Source organism: Bacillus sp. GW821-FHT01G09 (assembly GCF_059422205.1).
The window spans coordinates 930,342-948,787 of sequence record NZ_JBWKWL010000001.1 but is presented as its reverse complement, the minus strand read 5'-3'; the positions used below and the strand labels follow the sequence as shown (position 1 = coordinate 948,787).

Annotated in this window: 19 protein-coding genes; 8 read left to right on the top strand and 11 right to left on the bottom strand. The window is 44.6% G+C overall.

What is annotated here, in order from left to right; translation table 11 throughout:
* Window positions 1-54: 54 nt before the first annotated feature.
* Window positions 55-1,125: an SDR family oxidoreductase gene (locus AC07VD_RS04685; RefSeq protein ID WP_494721522.1), complete on the bottom strand. Its 1,071-nt coding sequence runs from the start codon at window positions 1,123-1,125 to the stop codon at window positions 55-57.
* Between the two features lie 130 nt (window positions 1,126-1,255).
* Between AC07VD_RS04685 and yxaF the strand changes: the two genes are divergently transcribed.
* The 3 genes from yxaF (at window position 1,256) to AC07VD_RS04670 (ending at window position 4,254) form a co-directional block, all read left to right on the top strand.
* Window positions 1,256-1,831 carry a transcriptional regulator YxaF gene (gene yxaF, locus AC07VD_RS04680; RefSeq protein ID WP_019712606.1) on the top strand — a complete coding sequence of 192 codons (576 nt, stop codon included), beginning with the start codon at window positions 1,256-1,258 and terminating at the stop codon, window positions 1,829-1,831.
* A gap of 93 nt (window positions 1,832-1,924) precedes the next feature.
* Window positions 1,925-2,938: a quercetin 2,3-dioxygenase gene (gene qdoI / locus AC07VD_RS04675; RefSeq protein ID WP_003227025.1), complete on the top strand. Its 1,014-nt coding sequence runs from the start codon at window positions 1,925-1,927 to the stop codon at window positions 2,936-2,938.
* Window positions 2,939-3,045: 107 nt separating this feature from the next.
* Window positions 3,046-4,254: a DUF418 domain-containing protein gene (locus tag AC07VD_RS04670; protein WP_326248689.1), complete on the top strand. Its 1,209-nt coding sequence runs from the start codon at window positions 3,046-3,048 to the stop codon at window positions 4,252-4,254.
* 29 nt (window positions 4,255-4,283) lie between these two features.
* Here the strand turns inward: AC07VD_RS04670 and AC07VD_RS04665 are convergent, their stop codons facing one another.
* Window positions 4,284-4,739 (bottom strand): RDD family protein, encoded by a 456-nt coding sequence (locus AC07VD_RS04665; RefSeq protein WP_015250840.1) that lies wholly within the window; start codon window positions 4,737-4,739, stop codon window positions 4,284-4,286.
* A 254-nt stretch (window positions 4,740-4,993) separates the two neighbouring features.
* Here AC07VD_RS04665 and AC07VD_RS04660 point away from each other — a divergent pair, with 254 nt between their 5' ends.
* Together AC07VD_RS04660 and AC07VD_RS04655 are read left to right on the top strand one after the other, a co-directional pair.
* Window positions 4,994-5,419, top strand: coding sequence for a DUF5391 family protein (locus tag AC07VD_RS04660; RefSeq protein WP_494721523.1), 426 nt, complete (start codon window positions 4,994-4,996; stop codon window positions 5,417-5,419).
* 100 nt (window positions 5,420-5,519) lie between these two features.
* The gene (locus AC07VD_RS04655) at window positions 5,520-6,752 is read left to right on the top strand and encodes an outer membrane protein assembly factor BamB family protein (protein ID WP_221776977.1); all 1,233 of its coding nucleotides are present in this window, start codon (window positions 5,520-5,522) and stop codon (window positions 6,750-6,752) included.
* A 42-nt stretch (window positions 6,753-6,794) separates the two neighbouring features.
* Here the strand turns inward: AC07VD_RS04655 and AC07VD_RS04650 are convergent, their stop codons facing one another.
* Both AC07VD_RS04650 and AC07VD_RS04645 read right to left on the bottom strand, forming a co-directional pair.
* The gene (locus AC07VD_RS04650; protein ID WP_088467468.1) at window positions 6,795-7,262 is read right to left on the bottom strand and encodes an RDD family protein; all 468 of its coding nucleotides are present in this window, start codon (window positions 7,260-7,262) and stop codon (window positions 6,795-6,797) included.
* Window positions 7,263-7,450: 188 nt separating this feature from the next.
* Window positions 7,451-8,788, bottom strand: a complete 1,338-nt coding sequence (locus AC07VD_RS04645; protein ID WP_167560799.1) for an aldehyde dehydrogenase family protein — start codon at window positions 8,786-8,788, stop codon at window positions 7,451-7,453.
* A 142-nt stretch (window positions 8,789-8,930) separates the two neighbouring features.
* On the opposite strand from AC07VD_RS04645, the gene AC07VD_RS04640 reads away from it, so the two are divergent.
* Window positions 8,931-10,076 (top strand): TetR/AcrR family transcriptional regulator, encoded by a 1,146-nt coding sequence (locus AC07VD_RS04640; protein WP_129092826.1) that lies wholly within the window; start codon window positions 8,931-8,933, stop codon window positions 10,074-10,076.
* Between the two features lie 28 nt (window positions 10,077-10,104).
* Here AC07VD_RS04640 and AC07VD_RS04635 read toward each other — a convergent pair whose 3' ends face one another.
* Window positions 10,105-10,926: an SDR family oxidoreductase gene (locus AC07VD_RS04635; protein WP_129092825.1), complete on the bottom strand. Its 822-nt coding sequence runs from the start codon at window positions 10,924-10,926 to the stop codon at window positions 10,105-10,107.
* Between the two features lie 116 nt (window positions 10,927-11,042).
* Here AC07VD_RS04635 and AC07VD_RS04630 point away from each other — a divergent pair, with 116 nt between their 5' ends.
* Both AC07VD_RS04630 and htpG read left to right on the top strand, forming a co-directional pair.
* Window positions 11,043-11,294: a hypothetical protein gene (locus AC07VD_RS04630; RefSeq protein ID WP_014481429.1), complete on the top strand. Its 252-nt coding sequence runs from the start codon at window positions 11,043-11,045 to the stop codon at window positions 11,292-11,294.
* A 167-nt stretch (window positions 11,295-11,461) separates the two neighbouring features.
* Window positions 11,462-13,342 carry a molecular chaperone HtpG gene (htpG, locus tag AC07VD_RS04625; RefSeq protein WP_342819390.1) on the top strand — a complete coding sequence of 627 codons (1,881 nt, stop codon included), beginning with the start codon at window positions 11,462-11,464 and terminating at the stop codon, window positions 13,340-13,342.
* A 41-nt stretch (window positions 13,343-13,383) separates the two neighbouring features.
* On the opposite strand, the gene AC07VD_RS04620 is transcribed toward htpG, so the two are convergent.
* The 6 genes from AC07VD_RS04620 to AC07VD_RS04595 all read right to left on the bottom strand — a co-directional run bounded on the left by AC07VD_RS04620 (window position 13,384) and on the right by AC07VD_RS04595 (window position 18,423).
* Window positions 13,384-14,769: a sugar porter family MFS transporter gene (locus tag AC07VD_RS04620; protein ID WP_063335876.1), complete on the bottom strand. Its 1,386-nt coding sequence runs from the start codon at window positions 14,767-14,769 to the stop codon at window positions 13,384-13,386.
* Window positions 14,770-14,885: 116 nt separating this feature from the next.
* A complete protein-coding gene (locus AC07VD_RS04615) occupies window positions 14,886-15,374 on the bottom strand; it encodes an HPP family protein (protein ID WP_250503708.1) in 489 nt (162 codons plus the stop codon).
* A 136-nt stretch (window positions 15,375-15,510) separates the two neighbouring features.
* Window positions 15,511-16,077 carry a CGNR zinc finger domain-containing protein gene (locus tag AC07VD_RS04610; RefSeq protein ID WP_130573071.1) on the bottom strand — a complete coding sequence of 189 codons (567 nt, stop codon included), beginning with the start codon at window positions 16,075-16,077 and terminating at the stop codon, window positions 15,511-15,513.
* A 189-nt stretch (window positions 16,078-16,266) separates the two neighbouring features.
* Window positions 16,267-16,575, bottom strand: coding sequence for a DUF2653 family protein (locus AC07VD_RS04605; protein WP_019712601.1), 309 nt, complete (start codon window positions 16,573-16,575; stop codon window positions 16,267-16,269).
* Window positions 16,576-16,578: 3 nt separating this feature from the next.
* Window positions 16,579-17,229 carry a hypothetical protein gene (locus AC07VD_RS04600; protein ID WP_151869947.1) on the bottom strand — a complete coding sequence of 217 codons (651 nt, stop codon included), beginning with the start codon at window positions 17,227-17,229 and terminating at the stop codon, window positions 16,579-16,581.
* Between the two features lie 261 nt (window positions 17,230-17,490).
* The gene (locus tag AC07VD_RS04595; RefSeq protein WP_003227049.1) at window positions 17,491-18,423 is read right to left on the bottom strand and encodes an aldo/keto reductase; all 933 of its coding nucleotides are present in this window, start codon (window positions 18,421-18,423) and stop codon (window positions 17,491-17,493) included.
* Between the last annotated feature and the right edge of the window lie 23 nt (window positions 18,424-18,446).

The window sequence follows — 18,446 nt, the reverse complement described above, 5'->3', positions numbered from 1 at the left end:
GCTGAAAAACCCATGGTTCGCTGGAACAGCATGGGTTTTTCTTATGGTCAGAGATTACCTGCATCGTTTGGCGGCAGCCCAAGCCACTAGTCCGGCAATAACAGCCGCCGATACAATTGGGCGCTTCGTCGCTTTTGTGTAGTAGCTTCTTGACCTCATCCATCCTTTATTTGTGCCTCTGTCATGCATACCGCAGCCCGCATCATAAAGAGCGCTTTCTTCTCGCGGTTTGGACGGTCTTTCGGCATGCTGGCTGTGATACATGATTTTTTCCATCAGTCTGTCGGTCAGACGAGGAAAAAGCGCGCCCAGCATGGCGATGGCTTTGGCCTGTGAGCCGATGTACATGTCGCGCTTAGGGTGTTCGGCGGCAAACAGGATCGCTTCGGCGACCGCTTCCGGCGGATAGATCATGGAGCGGTAATGAGCCGGCTGTTTGTCGAGGTAGCTGTGCGCATGCTCGTTATATGGTGTGTCAATTCTGCCCGGGTGGATGAGCGTTACTGAGACGGGCGCCTGTTCCTTTTCAAGCTCCATTCGGATGCTTTCCGTCCAGCCGTGAAGCGCAAATTTGGCAGACGCATATGTGGATTGAATGACTGTTCCCCTGTCTCCGAACAGGCTTCCTACATTAATGAGTGCGCCCGGCACACCTCTGCCGGTGTAGTGTTTGACAGCCGCTCTTGTTCCGTAAACAGGTCCCCAGAAATTTGTGTCGAACATGCGCTTCATGTCTTCGACGGTGACGTCCATGGCATGTCCGAAAGTCGAGACGGCCGCATTGTTGACCCATGTGTCAAAGCGGCCGAATGTGCTGATCGCGGTTTCTGCGATGCGGTTGACGTCCTCTTCTTTTCCGACATCCGCCTTTACCCATATGGCGTCGTGCCCTTTTTCCTTAAGTTCATCAGTGAACTCCTTCAGCGCGTCTTCATTTCGCGCTGCTGCCACGACCTTTGCGCCTTTTTCAGCTGCCATTCGTGCCGTGACAAGTCCGATTCCGCTTGAAGCGCCGGTAATGACGATCACCTGATCCTTAAGCTTTTTCAGTTTGAGCTTTGTTTTTATGGCGGGGTTTTGTCGTTCAAGCTGTTCTGTATTCGTGACTGAATGATCGATTGTCATTGAGAGATCCCTCCTAGACGCTGTTTTTGTACATTACCCCATCCGGAAGGGTCTTACCCCTTTTGACAATCACAGGGTTCTTTTTTATATTATATAAGTCGCTCTACCATACCTAGGAGGGAATGTTTTAATGACTAGCAGAGGAGATTCACGTGAAAAAATCCTTCACACGGCGTCACGTCTGTTCCAGCTGCAAGGATATCACGCGACAGGTTTGAACCAGATTGTAAAAGAAAGCGGTGCTCCAAAAGGATCGCTTTATCACTTTTTTCCGAATGGCAAAGAAGAATTAGCAATTGAAGCGGTTACATATACAGGTAAGATCGTTGAACATCTGATACAGCAAAGCATGGATGAGTCCTCTGATCCAACAGAAGCGATTCAGCTTTTTATCAAAAAAACAGCCAGCCAATTTGACAACACAGAAAGCATTAAAGGTATTCCAGTCGGTTTGCTGGCGAGTGAGACAGCGTTAATCAGTGAACCGCTGCGGACGGTTTGCATGAAGGTGTTTAAAAGCTGGGAAGCGGTTTTTGCCAGAAAATTAATGGAAAACGGATTTGCAGAAGAAGAAGCAAATCAGCTTGGAACGCTGATTAATTCGATGATTGAGGGCGGCATCATGCTTTCGTTAACGAATAAAGACAAAACGCCCCTTCTTCTCATTGCCGAACAAATACCAGTGCTGGTGAGAAAAAAAGGGTAGCATTTTGTTATCCTTTCTCCTACAATTATATAGAACGGTCTAGACAAATGAATGATAATATATAGACTGGTCTAAATTGGAGGAAGCGATAATATGAAAACATTATGTACACATTCATTGCCTAAAGAAAAAATGCCTTATTTGCTCCGGAGCGGAGAAGGCGAGCGCTATCTGTTCGGCAGACAGGTTGCCACGGTGATGGCGAATGGGAGGAGCACAGGTGATTTGTTTGAGATCGTGCTTCTTTCCGGGGGAAAAGGAGATGCCTTTCCGCTTCACGTCCACAAGGACACACATGAAGGAATTCTCGTTTTGGACGGGAAACTGGAACTGACACTTGATGGTGAACGCTATTTATTAATATCAGGTGATTATGCGAACATTCCGGCGGGAACACCGCACAGCTACCGGATGCAGAGCCACAGAACAAGACTGGTATCTTACACGATGAAAGGAAACGTAGCGCACTTGTATTCCGTTATTGGGAATCCGTATGATCACGCTGAACATCCGCCGTACGCAAGCGAAGAAGTCTCAAACGAGCGATTTGCAGAAGCAGCCGCTGTAGCGGACATTGTATTTCTAGATGAAGAAAAGCCTGCATGTTCGGCCAAATTAGCGGAACTTACAGAGCTGCCAGATGGAGCGGTTCCATACGTTCTTGAATCTGGAGAAGGAGATCGCCTGTTGACTGGAGATCAGCTTCACCGCATTGTGGCTGCACAAAAAAATACAGATGGCCAGTTTATCGTTGTATCCTCTGAAGGCCCTAAAGGTGACCGAATCGTTGATCACTACCATGAACATCATACAGAAACATTTTATTGCCTTGAAGGCCAGATGACGATGTGGGCAGATGGCCAGGAAATTCAGCTGAATCCGGGAGATTTCCTGCATGTCCCTGCAAATACCGTTCACTCCTATCGCCTTGATTCTCACTATACAAAGATGGTGGGCGTATTGGTTCCTGGTTTATTTGAACCGTTTTTCCGGACGTTGGGCGACCCGTATGAAGGCCACATCTTCCCATGTGAGCCTCAGGCTTTGCGTTTTGATCGCGTTTTGCAGAATATCGAAGCATTAGATTTAAAGGTGATGAAACCATAAAGATGACAAGATTGTAAGGTTTTCATGCCGGCCTGACACCTAAATCGATGTTTCCGCGCTTCATTTTTTCATACCCTTAAGGTACAGAAAAAAGGAGCGTGATGGCTATGTCTTCATTACAGCCGACTTTGGCAAATGAGCGGATCGGTGTGCTTGATGTGCTGAGAGGAATGGCGATTTTCGGCATCTTATTTGTCAATCTGGCACATTTCAGTTATCCGGATATGTATTTGTCTATGCTTGGAAAAGAGAATTTTTTCATGGATAAGTGGTCTGAAGCTGATTTTGCCGCCGCAGACATACTGAAATTCTTCATTCAAACAAAATGTATTTTATTGTTTTCCTTTTTATTTGGATTTGGCATGGTTGTCATGATGGAGAGAGCAGAAAACAAAGGGAAACGGTTTGTTCCGTTATATGTGAGAAGGTTAATGGCGCTTCTCTTGTTTGGAACGATTCATGCCTTTTTGATATGGGACGGGGATATTTTAACAGAATATGCCCTGCTCGGATTTGTCCTGCTCTTGTTTCGAAAAGCAAAGCCGAAAACACTGCTGATATGGGCGGTCTCTTTGTATCTTCTGTTTTCCATTCCGTTCATGTTGACAAGTTTTGATCAATCAAACGGACAGGAATGGGTACAAGCGGTAACACAGCAGGCAAAACAAGCGATTCATGTTTATGGAAGCGGCAGCCTGAAGGATATTGCAGAACAGCGGATCCACGACCGTCTTGTTTACATGTCTTCGAATGGCATGCTTACGTATAATCCGCTCAACTTCTTCTTTGCATCCATTCCATATTTCAGTATGTTTTTGCTGGGAGCTGCGACAGCGAAATCTCGGTACTTGCATGAACCAGAAAAGCATCGCAAAGGATTAAAACGATTGTGGATGGCTGGGCTTGTCATCGGCATCGGCGCCCAGGTGCTGTACAGTGTAACGGATAAAGAAATATGTTTGCTGATTGGCGCGCCTTTCCTCATGTTTTTCTATGTTACAACGGTTGTCTATCTTTATCATAAAACAAGAGTGAGAACAGTGCTGCAATCATTCTCCGCTGTTGGGAGGATGGCATTTACCAATTATCTGATGCAGTCTATTGTATGTACTTGGATTTTTTATCATTACGGCTTGGGCCTGTATGGAAAAGTGTACCCTGCTGCCGGTGTGCTCATTACAATTGCTGTTTGTGCCGTTCAAATGGTCTTCAGCCACCTTTGGCTTCGTGTCTTTCGGATGGGGCCGTTTGAGTGGCTGTGGAGAAGCGCTACGTATCTGTCGTGGCAGCCTATTGTAAAGAAAACAAAAGTCTAGATGCCTATTGGCGTCTAGACTTTTTTCTATTATTTATACACGACACGTGTTTTGCAAATGATGTCATGCAGGCCTTTTTTCTCTCCAAAGGCGATCATGATAAACCCGATATAAAAGATGATTCCAGATAAGATATAGGCAAAGTAACGGCCAATTCCCTGTCCGACAGAAACCCGTTCACCTTGTTCATTGACCACTTTCAGGCCAAGAATTTTTTTGCCAAGTGTGCCTTGCATTTTAGAAGCTGTGAGCAGCCCGTAATATAACACGCTGATGACGATCATGATCAGCATAGTAGGCAAAAATGCAAGCGTCATGTATTTCACTAAATACTCTTCTTCCGTCATGTAAGGGTTTGTTGCCACAGCCCCAGCTACAAAAACAGAATTGATCACAAATAGAATAATATAACTAGGAACAGATACAATAATGCCATCAATAAAATAAGCTAAAAAACGAATCCAAAATCCTGCTGGTTTTTCCATGTATTTTTCTCTCTCCTCTGAATTAATCTGGAATAGTATACTTTGAAAAACAAGTACATGCAATATAGTATGGTGATAAAATCCTGATATTGCAGAAAAATGAGTCTTTTATCCTTTGTTTTTTACTATATAAATATACTAGAAATAATCATATCATTTCTGTATGTTCTGGATTTTTTAAAAAATATAATGAATATAACTTTCAACTTACTTATAATAAAAAAGGTTAATATTTCTATTAAAGGAGGAGTTTGATGTCTAAAAAAAATAGCGTGTCGATCATGACAACCATTTCTGCGTTTCTTTTTTGCGCCGTGATTGTGGCGGCTTCACTTTCGCCGCTGGCCGGAACGGGAGCGGCGGCCAATCAGTTTAATTCGATTGGCATGTGGTCAGCTGTCGGTATGATCCTTGTATTGTATTTCATTCCATTTCTCGTTTATATGCTCGGAGTCGATGCAATGAGGTATGTCATGGCGGTGCTTTGCGGCTTCGGGCTTTTGATTCATTTGTCTTCGGCCGGTTTTATCTTGATGTTTAGTTTCTTTAGTGACCATCTGCTTTCTGAGGTGATCTTTGTTTTCGGAATTAGTCTCGCTGCGGCTGCTGCCAACGTCATTTGGTTTGTGGCTGCATTTCGGCCGGGTGCTGAAAAAACGTCCGTGAATACTCTTACATAGTTTTCTAGTTTGTGATGTTTTTGTGAAATAGATTTATAAAATGGATGAATATGTTATGATGGTCACAAATTAGAAGTTACATATAATGGGGGTCTCAATGATGGTCAAGTCATTTCGTATGAAAGCTTTGATTGCGGGAGCTGCGGTGGCGGCGGCTGTTTCGGCCGGTGCTGTTTCTGATGTGCCCGCTGCCAAAGTGTTTCAGCCGACAGCTGCTTATGCGGCGGAAACGGTATTTTCTCAAAATAATGGAGCATCTGGCTTTTTGACAGGAAGATATGATGTACAAGCGATGGCGCCTGCCATGTTTAACTGGTCACGCGAAAGCCGGTTCGCCGGAAATACAGACGGGACGCTGAAATGGCAAAACGACATCAGAACGACTCCGCAAAATGGAGCGGGGGCTGTGATTGACGGAGACGGCACAGTATATCTTCATTCCAGAGACGGGGAAATGAAAGCCTTTAATCCAGACGGCTCAGTCAAATGGGTGACGGGCAATCTTGGAAAAACATATACGCAATCTCCTGTACTTGGGACCAACGGCGTTATCTATTTGGCATCCTATGACAAAAAGATTTATTTTATTGACAAAGAAACGGGAGAAATTTTAACAACGGTTCCGTTAAGCGGCGGGCCAAGCTCTGAAACGGTGATCGGTTCAGACGGGACGTTGTATTTCTCAACACTTGATAATTATGTTCACGCGATCAAACCGACGTCAAAATCAACTTGGACAGAGCGCTGGAAGTTGAAAACAAATGGTGTCGTCAGCTCTGTGCCGGTGCTTGCCAAAAACGGCACCGTGTATGTCGGCACATATAATTACGTGTTTTATGCGATCAACTCCGGAACCGGACAGGTGAAATGGTCCAGAACGACGTCAAATGCGTTTAAAGGATATCCGGTGATTGATAAGGACGGAAACATTTATGCCGGCAACCAAGATGGACAGCTGTATGCTTATACATCAACAGGCAGTTTGAAATGGACATTCCCGCTAAACGGGTTCTCCAGCTCATCTCCTGCGATTGATCATAATGGCAATATCTACATCGGCTCAGGAAGCGGCGAGCTGTTTTCCATCAGCAAAAACGGGGATATGAACTGGTCATTCTATACAGACGGCCCTGTCAGAACGGCGCCGCTGATTGACGCGAAGGGAACGGTTTATTTCGGGTCAGATGATATGAAGGTTTATGCGGCAGACGCAAACGGCAATGAATTATGGAGCTATCAAACCGACAGCAACGTCGTGTCTTCTCCTCAGCTCGCTGAGGACGGAACGCTTTATATTGGAAGTTATACGAAGCTGATGGCTTTTGGGAAATAGTAAAACAGGCTGGCGAGGTTAACTCGGCAGCCTGTTTTTTGATCAATCAAGATATTTATTTTTATAGACAACCTTTGTCCCGCAAATATAATCATGTAATGCCAGTTTAGAGGGAAAGGCCGCCATGATAAAACCGATATATAAGATCTTAGATAATGTGTAAGCGAAGAAACGGCCGAAGCTGTGCCAAAAAGAAATACGCTCACCATACTGATTGACAACGATGATGCCCATGAGTTTTTTTCCCAATGTTGCTTGCATGTTTGAAGAAGTCAGCAAGCTATAGTATAGAATAGCGAAAATAAATATGATGGCCAAAACAGGGATTGTGCCAATGATCAACATGAAAAACTCATATTGGGCTTCTGACATGTGTGTACCTGCTGCATCAATGAGTGGCAACACAATGAAGGTGTTAATGAAAATCATAATGAAAGAGAATATAGCTATAATGAATACATCAATAATAGAGGCTGCTGCCCGGATCCAAAATCCTGCTGGTTTTTCCATGTATCATTTTACTCCTTTGAAGTTTTCTGGGATATTATACGTTAGAGGCTGTGAGGTTTAAATGAGATATACTAGAGGAATTTGGTCTCGTAATAAAAATGGTATTTTATCACTTTTAATCACTTTATTTAGGTGATATAAAGATAAAAAAAGAACCTGCAAGATGATGCAGATTCTCTTCATTACGATTATTTAGAGGCTTGAATAAATACACCCTTTTCGTGAGAAAACTCTTTGAATCCGTATACCCCATGATAGGAGCCGATTCCGCTTGTGTTGACGCCGCCGAATGGCAGGTTGACGTCACTGAAATGGACGACGACATCATTGATGGCGGCATTTCCTGATGTCGTGTGCTGAAGGACGTTGTCAATCAGGTCTTGGTTTTGGCTGAACACATAAAGTGCAAGCGGTTTATCGCGGTCATTTACGTAATCGATGACCTCGTCGATGTCTTCATAGTTCATCATTGGCAGGATCGGTGCGAAGATTTCCTCCTGCATGATTTTCATGTCAGGCGTGACGTTTTTCAAAACGGTTGGCGAGATCGTGCGGTCGCTGGCATCAAATACGCCGCCGAACACCACTTCCGCCCCTTTTTCGATGGCATCGTCGAACAGATCTTTGACGCGGTTGAAGTTGCGGTCATTGACGATCTGCGTAAATTTGCTGCGGTCTGGGGTATGATCATCCTCCATAAATCCAGCGTTGACGACTGTTTGTAAAATCCCCGCGAACCTGTCCTGAACGTCTTTTTTAATGAACAGGTAATCAGGTGCGATGCAGGTTTGGCCGGCGTTTACGAATTTCCCGATGGCGATCTTTTTCGCTGCGTCCATCAGATCGTATTCACTGTCAATAATCGTCGGGCTCTTGCCGCCAAGCTCAAGTGTGACAGATGCCAAGTGTTTGGCAGCCGCTGTCATGACGATTTTCCCGACATTTGTGCTTCCAGTGAAGAAAATATGGTCGAACGGCTGATCAAGTAGTTCGGTTGCCACCTCAACCTCTCCTTCAAAAATCGCGACTTCTTTTTCATCAAAAGCGTCTCTTATCACTTTAGCGGCAATGTTGCTCGTGTTCATCGTGAAATCGGACAGCTTCACAATCGCGCTGTTTCCGGCTGCGAGAGAAGCGGCAAGCGGCGCCATCGTCAGCATAAACGGATAGTTCCACGGGCCGAGGATGAGTGTGACGCCTTTAGGCTCGTACATAAGAATTCCGTTTGCGTCAGGGCTTAACGATGAACCGACTTCTTTAGGCGCCATCCATTGTTCCAGGTTATTCATATTATCTCTGATCGCTTTTTTTGTTCCTTCGATTTCCGCTTTTTTGACTTCGTGATATGGTTTGCGGACGTCTTTGCGGATCGCTTCGATGATTTCTTCTTCATGGGCGATGACGGAATCTAAAAAGCGTTGAAGCTTTTCTCTCCGCTGTTCCGCTGTTGAAGCGCGCAAGGCTTTTTGCTGTTTTTTCTGAAGCTGAAAGACACGCTGGATGTCGTCCTTTACTTGCTGTTCCATTGTAAAATCCCCCTCATTTGCTTTCTTCTTTTCTCGGACCTATTATAAGGTGGTACCTTTTCTGTAAGAAAGACAACGGTGAACCATCTATACGTTACCGTACATATATCTAAGATCTGTCTAATGATTGGAGGTGTCTTTTGTGCCGGAATCTGCCGAAGCTCAAGTGAAAGAGGCGCTGCTGGCTTTATTGAAAGAAAGAGATATTCAACACATCACAATGAAAGAAATCGCTGAGAAGGCCAAAGTGAGCCGCGGATCGCTCTACCTTTATTATGAGGATAAGTTTTCAATCATTGAGGATGTGATCGAAGACATGAAGGAAGGACTGGGCAAAGCGCTTTTTGACGCCTTCAGTCATATGGATACCCTTCATTTGAACAAAAAACGGCAAACGGTGCATCCGACGCTGTCCTTTGTTCATGAGCATCGATCCTTTTTTTCTGTGATGATGAACAGAGGGCATTTCCATCGTTTTTTTAGGGATGTGTTTCAGCAGGATGTGCTGCTGACTCCGGTCCATGTGAATTTGACGCCGATCGAACGGGAAATTTACGGACATTACCGGGCCTTGTACACGTACGCGATTATCCTGTATTGGCTGAATGAGGATGCGGCCGCGACTCCGGAAGCTATCAGCCAAAAGGTATGGGAGCTTGTTTCTCAAAAGAGATTTTATTGGCTGTTTGGACAAGCTGTGCCAGGAGAGCGAGAGAAGGACAAGCAAATCGACAGGCGTGTGGTTCGAACGAGAGAGGCGCTCCAGAAGGCATTTCTGGACGTGCTGGCGGAGAAAAAAGACTACGCAGCCATCACAATTTCGGATATTACCCGGAAAAGCAATATCCGCCGTGCAACCTTTTATGATCACTATGCCAGTAAAGAGGAACTGCTGCAAACCATGATTCAGCAGTCGTGTACAGAGATCATTGAACACCTGACGATTGCATCCAATCCGAATGAGCTTTCCTTAGAGGAAGCAGAGACAGCGCTCACCAGTCTGCTTTCTGCTTTATCGGAACGCATGCCCATTGTCCATTTTCTCAATCGGGAGTGGGGTGTTCCTCATGTGATACCCGGGATGATCAAAGCGCTGGAATCCTTTTATCTGGAACAGCAGACTGATATTCCAGCGGAGAAAAAGCTTTATGCCTACTATGTATCCGCAATGATTATCGGTCTGATATTGTTTCGGCTGGATGAAGGAAAGACACATGAGCCAGAAGTGCTGGCGAGGGAGTTTTTGCAGTTTTTGGATGTGAAGAAATATAAGGTTGTATTGCTTTAAAAGACAAAAAGAGAGGGGGCTCCCTCTCTTATTTCGTTTCTTCCTTCCATTTCTCATCAATCAGCATCTTCCCAGGCCATGTGTACGCCATGATGCCGCCGTCTGCGGTGATGTCTTCTCCCGTGACGTATGAGCTGTCGTCTGATGCGAGGAACAGTGCCACTGTTGCCATTTCTTTGGGCTGGCCAAGACGTCCGAGCGGCGTGATCCATTTGTTGGCTTCGCGGAATTGTTCGCCCATTTCCTGTTCTTTTGTGCCTGCCAGTTTATCAATCAGCGGTGTTTCGATCGTGCCCGGTGAGATAGAATTGACGCGGATGCCGTTTCGAGCGTAATCAATCGCCATCGCTCTAGTCAGGTTCGTGATCCCGCCTTTTGCAGCATTGTAGCCGGAGCGGTCGAGATCCGCGGCCCGGCCTGACATGGAGGAGGTGTTGATGATGGAGCCTCCATTTTCGAGCATGAGCGGAATCAGATATTTGCTGCAAAGGAATGTGCCGCGCAGGTCGACGGCGATAATGCGGTCAAACAGGTCAACCGGATATTCGTGCACCTTTCCGCCTTCCTGATCAACGCCGGCATTATTAAACAGAATATCAATCGTTCCGCATGCATCCTTGATTTGATCAGCAAATGCTTTCACACTGTTTTCATCTGACACATCGAGGTGAAAGGATTCTGCCTGTCCTCCGTTTTTTCTGATTGCGTCAACTGTTTCCTCCATTTGATCTTTATTGATATCTCCGATGATCACACGCGCGCCTTCATTGGCAAAAACCTCTGCCGTCGCTTGCCCAATGCCTGTCGCGGCGCCTGTGATCACTGCTGTTTTGTTTTCAAGTCTTCCCATGATACGAGACCTCCTTTTTCTATTTGTCTTCCCGCTATGTGCAGTGATAAACATGCGAGAAAAGAAAGGCCAGCATATGTTAAGATGAATTAGAAATTGTTGGGAGGTTTGTATGTTTGAAGGTACAGCATAAGAAGGAGCTCAAGTTTTATTGCTTCATTACCATTCCATCTGCATTTGTTGTGCTGACTGTCATCTCTTTTTTATTGCAAGAGATTACGTTTCCGGTGACTGCAAGCGCATTTCTGAATGCTTCATGGCATAATCTATTGTTTTTAATACCGTTCGGTTTGTTTTTCTACCCGGTGCATATATGGATGAAGCGGGAGTTTGGCCGCTGGAATGACACAGAAAAAAAGAGAGGATGATGAAGCCTCTCTTTTTTATGAGAATGAGTGAGAAAAAGAGTGAAAACAAATCCAACTAATGTTAAATTTACATATATATGCATCTATCAATCTAATTGACAATTGACATCTTATGTGATAAATAGATGCTGAAAAGGGTTTACATAATGGTAAAGGAGCGATCAAGAGTGGCGAAAAAAGAGTTTAAAGCAGAGTCTAAACGCTTGCTGGATATGATGATTAACTCCATTTATACCCAAAAAGAAATTTTCCTGCGCGAGTTAATCTCCAATTCGAGTGATGCGATTGACAAAATCTATTACAAAGCGCTTACGGACGAAGCGCTTACGTTTGATAAAGACAGTTACTACATAAAGGTCGCAGCTGACAAAGATGCGAGAACATTAACCATCTCTGATACGGGGATCGGAATGACAAAGGATGAGCTTGAACAGCATCTTGGAACAATTGCAAAAAGCGGTTCCCTCGCGTTTAAAAAGGAAAACGAGCTGAAAGACGGACATGACATTATCGGGCAGTTCGGTGTCGGTTTTTACGCGGCATTTATGGTTGCCGATGTCGTGACAGTCATCAGTAAAGCGCTTGGCAGCGAAGAAGCTTATAAATGGGAGTCTGCGGGTGCAGACGGCTATACGATTGAACCGTGTGAAAAGGATTCTGTCGGTACAGACATTATCCTGAAAATCAAAGAGAACACAGAAGATGATAGCTATGACGAGTTTTTAGAGGAATATCGTTTAAAAGCGATCATCAAGAAGTACTCCGACTTCATTCGCTACCCGATCAAAATGGATACAACCATTAATAAGCCGAAGGAAGGCAGCGAAAATGAATTTGAAGAGGTGCAGGAAGAGCAGACGGTCAACAGCATGGTGCCGATCTGGAGAAAAAACAAAAGCGAGCTGACAGATGAGGATTATGAAAAATTCTATGCTGAAAAGCATTACGGGTTTGATAAACCGCTGACACACGTTCATATCAGCGTGGATGGAGCGGTTCGCTACAACGCGATTCTATTCGTCCCTGAAAACATGCCGTTTGACTACTATTCCAAGGAATATGAGAAAGGCTTGGAGCTGTATTCCAATGGCGTGCTGATCATGAATAAGTGCGCAGACCTGCTACCGGACCACTTCAGCTTTGTGAAGGGCATGGTCGATTCTGAGGATCTATCGCTGAATATTTCCAGAGAAATGCTGCAGCATGACCGCCAGCTGAAGCTGATCGCGAAAAACATCAGCAAGAAAATCAAAAGCGAGCTGCAAAGCCTGTTGAAAAAAGACCGCGAGAAATACGAGACGTTCTACAAGTCGTTCGGCAGACAGCTGAAATTCGGCGTGTACAATGATTTTGGCGCGAATAAGGATCAATTGAAGGATCTCCTATTATTCTACTCTTCAAAAGAGAAAAAACTGGTCAGCTTAGACGAGTATGTTTCCAGAATGCCAGAGGAGCAGAAATACATTTATTACGCGACCGGTGATTCTTACGACCGCATTGAGAAACTGCCGCAAACGGAAATGGTGGCGGACAAAGGCTATGAAATCCTCTACTTTACTGAGGACATCGATGAGTTTGCAATTAAAATGCTGGCTTCTTATCAGGAAAAAGAATTCAAGTCCGTATCAAGCGGAGACCTTGGCATAGACACGGATGAGGATCAAAAGCAGTCCGAGGAAGAGGAAAACAAGTATAAGGATCTGTTTGAGGAAATGAAAAACATTCTGTCAGACAAAGTGAAAAACGTCAGAATCTCAAAACGGCTTAAATCACATCCAGTCTGCCTTGCTGCTGACGGCGAAGTGACAATTGAGATGGAAAAAATCTTAAACGCGATGCCTGACAGCCAAAATGTGAAGGCGGAAAAAGTGCTGGAAATCAACCCGAATCACGAGGTATTCCAAACGCTGCAGGACGCGTTTGAACAAGATAAAGAGAAGCTGAGCCTGTACACAAACCTTCTGTACAATCAGGCGCTTCTCATCGAAGGCCTGCCGATTCAGGACCCTGTGGAATTTACGAACAATATTTGCAAGGTCATGGTGTAAACAGAAAAAGGAATCGTCCCATAAGGAGACGATTCCTTTTTTTATAATGTACGCTCATTCAGCACTTGGTTTTGGGTGCTTTTCTTCTTTTTAAACCGTTTTTTCAGGCTTGCTTCAATTTCCTCCAAGCTTTTCCCTTTGGTTTCCGGTACCATGTAGAACGCGAAGAAAAATGAGAGAAGACAAATGACTGAGAAAACCATAAAGACCCATGCGATGCCCATCGCGCTTAGCATCAGCGGGAAGACGAGCGACACGATCAGATTGGCCGCCGATAACACCAAAGTCGTGAACCCTGTCGCGGCTCCGCGTGCTTTGGACGGGAAGAGCTCAGGCATGAGCACCCACACTACCGGACCCCATGTCGCCTGGTAAAAGACGATATAGACACCTAGAAAGACTACTGTCATCCACGCTGTTGATGCGGAAAGTCCGAGCGTTAGGAGCACGCCTGATAAAGCAGCAAGGCTCAGTGTGATGCCGATACTTCCCCAGATCAGAAGTTTTTTGCGGCCGACACGGTCAATTAAGATCATGGCAGTGATACACATGATGACGTTGAGGATGCCGATTCCCATTGTGCCGAGCGCCGAAGCTGATGTGCCAAGACCGGCCTTCGTAAAAATGGTTGGCGCGTAGTAGATGACCGTGTTAATGCCGACCGCCTGCTGGAAAATGGCAAGGCCGACGCCAATCAGAAGCATGGGGCGAATCCATTTGGCTTTCAGCACGCCAAGTGTCGTTTCTTTTTTCTCCGCTTCTCCTTGCTTCATCTCTGCCAATTCCATTTCAATGTCTTTGGGGTCATGAGTGATGTTCATGATGCGTCTCGCTTCTTCTTCACGGCCGCGCTTCACGAGCCATCTTGGCGATTCCGGCATGAACGCGATGCCGATTAATAGAAGCACGGCAGGTACTGCGGCCAGACCGACCATCCAGCGCCACGCTTCAAACGGTGTGAACAGGTAGTTAACGATATAGGCGAGCAAAATCCCGGTGACAATCATTAAGTTGTTCATTGTGCCGAGTGTCCCGCGAATTTTCGTCGGTGCCATTTCGGAAAGATACACGGGCACAAGTGCCGTTGAACCGCCGACGGCCAACCCGAGTATCACCCTAGATGCAATCAGCATGCCGATTGTTTGAGAAAATGCACAAGCGAGCGCACCGATAATAAAAATGATGGAAAGGACAAATACAACCTTTCTCCTGCCCCAGCGGTCTGAGCATGTGCCGCTCAAGGCAGAACCGAAAATCGCGCCAAGGAGCAGCATGCTGACAACCAATCCTTCTGTCAATGTCGTTAAAGGAATATCGTTATTGATAAACAGGAGTGCTCCTGAGATAACGCCTGTATCGTAACCATATAGCAGTCCCCCTAAAGCGCCGAAAAAGTAGATCATATATTTCCTTGTGTCTTTCTTCACAAATGTCTCCTCCTCAGTTGTTGAGCCAATGAGTATCTAAAATGTATAACAAAGTTAATAGATTAGTACCCATTTCCTATCTCATTTGAAACATTTGTTTTGAACAAACGGAAACATTAAAGCCAAAATGCTGGGTATTGGCGATTTTTGCGTAAGTTATTAATAATGAGAGCGATGATCACGATGATGACAGATCCAATGAGTACGGGAAATACTAAATAACTCCAAGCATATGCACCTTGAATGACGACAATCGGATCTGCGCCGGCAGGAGGATGAGTGGTTTTGGTCAGCATCATCAAGCAAATAGCAAGCCCTGTCCCCAATGCAAAGGTCCATGGGTGGGCGCCGAATATGTGAAGGACAACAATCCCAGTAAGAGCGGAAATAAAATGGCCGCCAATCACATTCCTTGGCTGTGATAATGGAGCATTCCAAGCGCTGAATACGAGCACACAGCTCGCTCCAAAAGGCGCCATTAACCATAAGCTTGATGTATAAGCGGTCAACGAAGCCAGTGTCAATATGGTAATAAATCCTCCGATAAGCCCTGTAACAGCATCTTTGCCGTTCACCTGCAAGGGTGTTTTTCCATTTCCTTTCATTTTTAAAAAGAAGTTGTTTTCCAAATTTATCCCTCCAGTATGTATAGAATAATAGTTAAAAACTAACCTGTCAATTTTATTTTTAGAGGTTAGTTTTTTGAGTCAATAAAAAAACCGTTCGCTGGGGAACGGATTCTTACTCATGATTCATTTTTTTCTGATGGCGTGAAACCTTATGCCTGTTGCCGCATATCTTCATGGAGCACCATTTTCGCCTTCCTGTTTTATCAAGAAAAAGCAAAATGCATTTTTCGTTTGCGCACCGTTTCAGCTGTTGAATTTCTTTTGTATGAATCAGCCACAACGCATCGTAAGCGATAAGCGATAAAATGGAATCATCTGGTTTTCCATTCGGAATGCGGGCTAGTTTGCCATCTATGATTTGATAAGAAAAGGGAGCGGCGGCGATTTGATCTTGCAGGAAAGAGATAAAAGCATGAGAGGGTTCACTGCCTTCGACGATACGCTCAAAGTGTTTTCTCAGCTCAGCCCGGAATTGATGAATCCGCTGCAATTGTCCTCGGACTTCCTGTAGCGTCAAAGAATTGAGAAAAGGAGCAGTTTCTCCCATTATTTCAAACCATGCCATCAGATCTTTTTCTGACTGGATGAGATCGTGCCGTTTATCATAGCTTACAATTTCAGTATTCACGAGATCGAGAGAAAGGTTTTGTGTGATAAGAGGGAATTGAGCATTTGCCATTGTGATCATTCCTTTCAAAATCATTGTAAGCGCCAAAACCTTTTTGACGCAAGGATATGAGTAAAAGGAGGTTTTGCATGTTATCTCTCAGGCGGTCTGCTGATTAAAGGGGAGATGCTCTACCTGTCTACTGGAAAACCATTATAAAAAACCTTACCCGCGTGGAGTAAGGTTTTGATTAAGACATTTTTATTCTTCTGCTTCGTTGACGAAAACCAAGGCGGAGAAGCCTTTTTTCTTATCAAATTGCAATTCAACGACGGTAACTTCCGGATTGAAGTTGTGGTATTCCTCTAAGAACTGAATAATGCCTTCTGAAATGTCATCTGACATAAGCTGCTTGTGGTGCAGGCCAAATGTGGCTTCAGCGAAGAACCCTGTACGCTTGTTGTACGATAGTTCTTTTACTTCAACGTCTTCAGGGTAGATATCTTCTTCATTGGAAATATACACGCAAATTCCGTCTACAATTTCTTGCTCATTTAATATTAATCTCATCGCCTAAAATCTCCTTCTGTACGTCTTCGGTGCTTTAAATGCGCGAATCAATGCGATGACAATGATTAAAATAATGATCAAAGCAATGATATCAACGATCCAGGCAATGGGTGAAGCGCCATACGAAACATAGCCTGGGCCTCCGACTGGATGATAGGTGTAACCCCATGGGTGCATCATGCTGATCATGAACATACCCATTGTAAATCCGCTATAATATCCAAACCATCCTGATGGCGCGAAACCTGCGTGATAGTAATGATTCACTGAAACATAACGTCCGCCAACATAAGCTTTAGACGTTTTTCCGCTGTATGTCTTTCCGCTTACTTTTGATGTAGCGCCGGAAAAGGTCCCTGACGATTTTTTAGAGCTTGATGAGCTTGCCTTTTCCGAAGGCTTCTTTTTAAGCGAAATCGATGATGATGAATCGTCCGACGTCTTGGATTTTTTGCTAGAAGAGCTTGATCCTGAGCTGTAGCTTGATTTCGGGCTTGATTTATAGCTTCCGCTGTATGACGAGCTTGAACTCCGGCTGCTGTAACTAGATGATGAGCGGCCGCTAAAGCTCTTTGCATGAGAAATCGTTGATGGCAGCAGTACACCTAAAGCAACGGTTACTGCAACTAAGGCTTTCACATATTTAAGTTTCATTCTGTTTCCTCCATAGACCATCGAAACGGTCCGCTATTCTGACCAGCAAATAAAAGAAGCTGGGTCAGCTTTATTTCATATGAGCTGGATGATATGAACGTTTCATACTTTTGCTTTCTCAATCACTTTCTTTCTGAGATAAACTACCTTTATTTTATCGGATTTATGGCTCATTTTGTAAGGTTTTGCTTCAAAATCAGTTATTTAGGAATTTATCGCACAAAAAAACAGCCTTCTCCATTGGAGAAGGCTGTTTTCTTCTTATGCGAACAGCTTATCAATAAATGAAATATCCTCTTGAGAAAGCGTCACGTCAGCTGTTTTGATGTTATCAATCAGCTGATCGGCACGTTTTGCTCCCGGGATTAAAATATCAATTTCCGGTCTTGCTAAATACCAGGCTAATACGATGTGAGGGATATCCACGTTGTGTTTTTCGGCAATCGGCGCAAGCTTGTTGACCTTTCTGATATTTTCTTTGAAACGCTCGCCCTTGAAGTGTTCCTGTTCGTTTCGCAGGTCGCCTTCTGGGAACGTTGTATCTTCTGTATACTTTCCTGCCAATAAACCTGATACGAGCGGGAAGTAAGGGATAAATGAAATATTATGCTCCTTCGTATACGGGAAGAATGTTTTTTCCGCTTCACGGTTTAACAGGTTGTATTCGCCTTGCAATACATCTACCAAACCGTCTTTGTTTGCTTCTTTCAATTGCTCTAAAGAGAAGTTGGATACACCGATGGAGCGGATTTTTCCGGCTTTCTTCATCTCATTCAGCGCGTTAACAGCTTCATCCTTAGGCGTATGTTCGTCAGGGAAGTGAATGTAGAACAAATCGATATAATCGGTATTCAAGCGCTTCAGGCTTTCATCAACTGATTTTTTAAGAAATTCTGGTGAATTATCAAAGACAAAGTCATTGCCTTGTTTTCTGTGAGCGGCTTTTGTCGCGATGACAACATCTTCACGGTTGAATTCACGCAGCACTTCACCAATTAATTCTTCGGAACGGCCGATCCCGTAAATATAAGCGGTGTCTAACATTGTCACGCCATTACGGATCGCCTCGCGCACCAATTCTTTTCCGGTTTCTTCATTTAGGTTCGGGTAGAGGTTATGTCCTCCGACAGCATTTGTTCCTAATCCGATAGGGAATACCTGCAAGTCTGATTTTCCAAGCTTCGCTTTTTTCATGATCTGCCTCCTAGAATAAAATG